Here is a 3,330-nt window from a genome sequence, read left to right as displayed (position 1 = left end):
GCGGTAGGCCTCACAGTAGTCATCAAGGACTTGAAGGGTGGGTAGCGCCTGACGAGCTAGAGTCATGGCTGGGTAAGGAGTTCAGCTTCTACCTCAAGCCTAGCCTCCCCATACTGACGAAAGAGGCATAAGTAACAGTTTCATTTCCCAACACTATTCGCATTCGCCATGACCAGCCCCCCAGGGATCCCTTGTCCCAAAAGCCAGCTATTTATCGGGGCTGGCAACATAACGTCTGAACTCACCTGCCGTCAATAACTTTGGATGATAGGAGTAGCTTAGCCTATGGTCGGGTGCAGTGATTTGTTATCTCTCATAAAATGAATTTACCACTAGGGCACCTCTATATTCCAGCGAGATGATTTTTTGCTGGTTCCAATAAATAGAGGTGCCCCACTATTTACTTAGACATAGTCCCCCGGTCGTCGCAGAGCAATCAAAGGATTAGCATGTTCAATATTATGATTCGGGTATTCTTTATCAGCAACTTCTTTCGCTCTCTCCCACTCTGGGTGAGTATCCTGCCAAAGTGGATGTCGTATAATCCGAATCTCTCTGCTACTTTTCTGATTTTTCACAAAACCAGTCAGACTGGCAAACTGAGTGGACTTGTCGTAACCAAGCCGTTCAAAAGTTGCAGAAATCACACCACTGACTAAACTTTGCCAAGGATTAGGAAAACTTCCCCAATTAGAGCTCAAGTCTATGGTAACGGATGGATCTCTGACCAAGCGAGCCATATCCAAAGCCAATCGCCAGTCTAGAAGTCCGTGATAGGCAAGATTACGATAATCCCGCAAGCAGTCATTACAAGAAGTGTCACAATTTCTGCCATGAGCTTGAGGGTTTAGCCAACGATAGGCGATCGAGCTCTCATTATCAATATCTGATTGACCCATGACTTTCTCAAATTGATGAGGATTGGCTAAAAAATTGCAGTAGCCCGCCCCATTTTCTAGGCTGTCACAGAGAAACCCTTCACCTACAACTCTGCCATCTTGAGCTAATGTACGAAATCCCGCCTGCAATTCCTGTGGATCAATATCCAAATAAGCAGAGGCGGCAATCCTTAGCCAAAAAGCGAAGGAATACCATGCGGCTCTCCCTTCTACCGTCATGGGATCGGCAAATACCCCCTCACTCCACTGGGCAATATTTACTAAGAGAATGTCAGTTCTACGCCGTGCGAGGAGTGCAATTCTATATATCTGTCCTGTACCAGTAACGCGATCGCTCCTTCCAATAGCATCTGCAACTACATAAGCTCCTGATCTAGAGTTGCCGAATACTGAAGCATTCTGAAAATCAAATCCCCCTTTACCGCCATTATCATTGATTGAAATAATGCGATCGCTCACAGAAGAAACATTAGCATTCAAAACTAAGATTGGATTACCAGCAGGAGAATTGATACTAACGGTGGGGCGGGTAGAGCGGGGTTGCCACTCAAACTGACCATCATAGTCCTCTGGGTTCAAATCTGTAAAAAATCCCTTTGGTTCTCTAGCATCCAAAGATCGTAAACTTTTTTGATGGCAAACAGGACATTCAGAAAGCTGATTTATGTTACTGCCAGTAATAGGTCGATCGAGTTGATAGGGATAAACTACAGCTTGGCAATTACCGCATAATCCCAGCGATTGGTTAGGGTCAGGCAAGGCGGGTGAAAATCCGGGGTGAGAGATCATTTGATTACCATTATTTGCAGGCACTAACTCCACCACCCCACAAGCTGTATAAACTGCCTTATCTTTAACAGTTTGAGAACCGGGTGCAAACTGACCGATCGCCACATCCAAATCACGATCGATAGTTTCTTTATCTGACCATTTAGTGTAGAGAAGCGTCACTCTAGTGGGGAAACCAAACATGGGTAAGAATCCTGCATTTGCCAATCGCTCGCTCAAAGTATCTTGAGTGTAAGTAGCATCTGCCACAATACGATCTATATCACCAATAAGTTCATTGCGAAGATCGATCAGGAATTGAGAGTCTTCTTTAGTTAAATCAACTTGGACTCTCAGAGCCTTTAAAATGGATAGAATTTTGAACTCATTAGAATTATTCTGCAACCAAGTAGTAATCTGAGGTTTGTAATCGTTCCAATATTCAACTTTACCAAACTCACCATGCACGCTATCAGTTAGCTCCAAAGGGCCACCAATCCCAGTTTCTGTGAATGCCTGCCGCAATACTTCTTTGATCAGCACCCGCTTAAAAATCGCCTCACTACGCATATCCACATAGGGTGGCGGAGGCGGATCACCCGTAATGCTCTCTGGACGCTGAAAGTAAAAATCGTCATGACTTCTACCTCGACAGAAAGTAACCGCCAGAGAAACCCCTGCACTGCGCCGTCCCGCCCGTCCGACCCTCTGCTGATAGTTAAATCTGCGGGGGGGCATATTGGACATCATCACCGCTAATAACGCTCCAATGTCTACACCAGCCTCCATTGTGGTAGTTACGCTTAAAAGATCAATGCCTTGAACTCTGGGAATTTCCTGATTGATGAATACATCCTGAAACCAGCGCTGGCGTTTTGGTCGTTCATCCTTATCTGTTTGCCCTGTGAGTTCTGCCGCATTCATCCGAAAAGGCTGACCCGACTGTTCTGAAAGATAGGTATAGTAATCAAAATCTGATCTGGTTTGACTGGGTTCGAGTCTGACTATTGGCGCATCTTCCTTTGTGGAAGTATTACACTCAGGACAAATTCCACCTGCGGGATGAAGATAAAAAGCATTGCACTGAGGACAGCGATAACCGGGGCGAGTGTTATCACTATTCAATGTAGTAGGAAGTACAAGATAGAGCTTGTCTGGATTAAGAGCAATACTATTACTACTGGCTATACCTGCATTAGAATCAGTAAGCTGTCGTAGAACATCAGCAGAAGAAATGTCAGTAACACGGTTGCTATATCTTTCAGAATAACGTGGCAAGTTTTGCGTGTCACCTGGACGAAAATAACTGGAGTATCTATGAAGTCGGCGGATACCTAATTGACGAATGACAGCATCCACAACTTGAACCAGAACATCAGAGGGATTACCGACAGGTGAATAGCTAACCCACCCTTGTCCGATATTCTCAAGTACCCTAGCTACATGAATAAATATGGCATACATCATCTCATCAGCTAATTTTGCTTCTATACGATCGAGATGATTATTTTGCTCGGGGGTAATAGAAGATTTTGGGGCTCTCCTGACATTTTGGTGTCGATAGTATAATGAGATACTGAGTTCCATGACGAACATTGGTTCCTCTTGATAAGTTATTGGGTCTTGCTGGAGTCAAAATCCAAGAGTTTGTAGAGTTAGAACA

The 3,330-nt window shown here is 44.6% G+C and carries 1 protein-coding gene; it reads right to left on the bottom strand.

Annotated features, from left to right (window positions below):
* Positions 1-404: 404 nt before the first annotated feature.
* Positions 405-3,254, bottom strand: coding sequence for a C-terminal helicase domain-containing protein (locus JX360_RS17135; protein WP_244353430.1), 2,850 nt, complete (start codon positions 3,252-3,254; stop codon positions 405-407).
* Positions 3,255-3,330 lie beyond the last annotated feature (76 nt).

The organism is Thermostichus vulcanus str. 'Rupite' (assembly GCF_022848905.1).
GTDB lineage: Bacteria > Cyanobacteriota > Cyanobacteriia > Thermostichales > Thermostichaceae > Thermostichus > Thermostichus vulcanus_A.
The sequence above is the reverse complement of the archived record's forward strand: the minus strand, read 5'-3'. Positions and strand labels throughout refer to the sequence as shown.

Coding starts and splice junctions, on each gene's coding strand:
- JX360_RS17135 (WP_244353430.1), bottom strand. CDS start 3,254: ATGGAACTCAGTATCTCATTATACTATCGACACCAAAATGTCAGGAGA.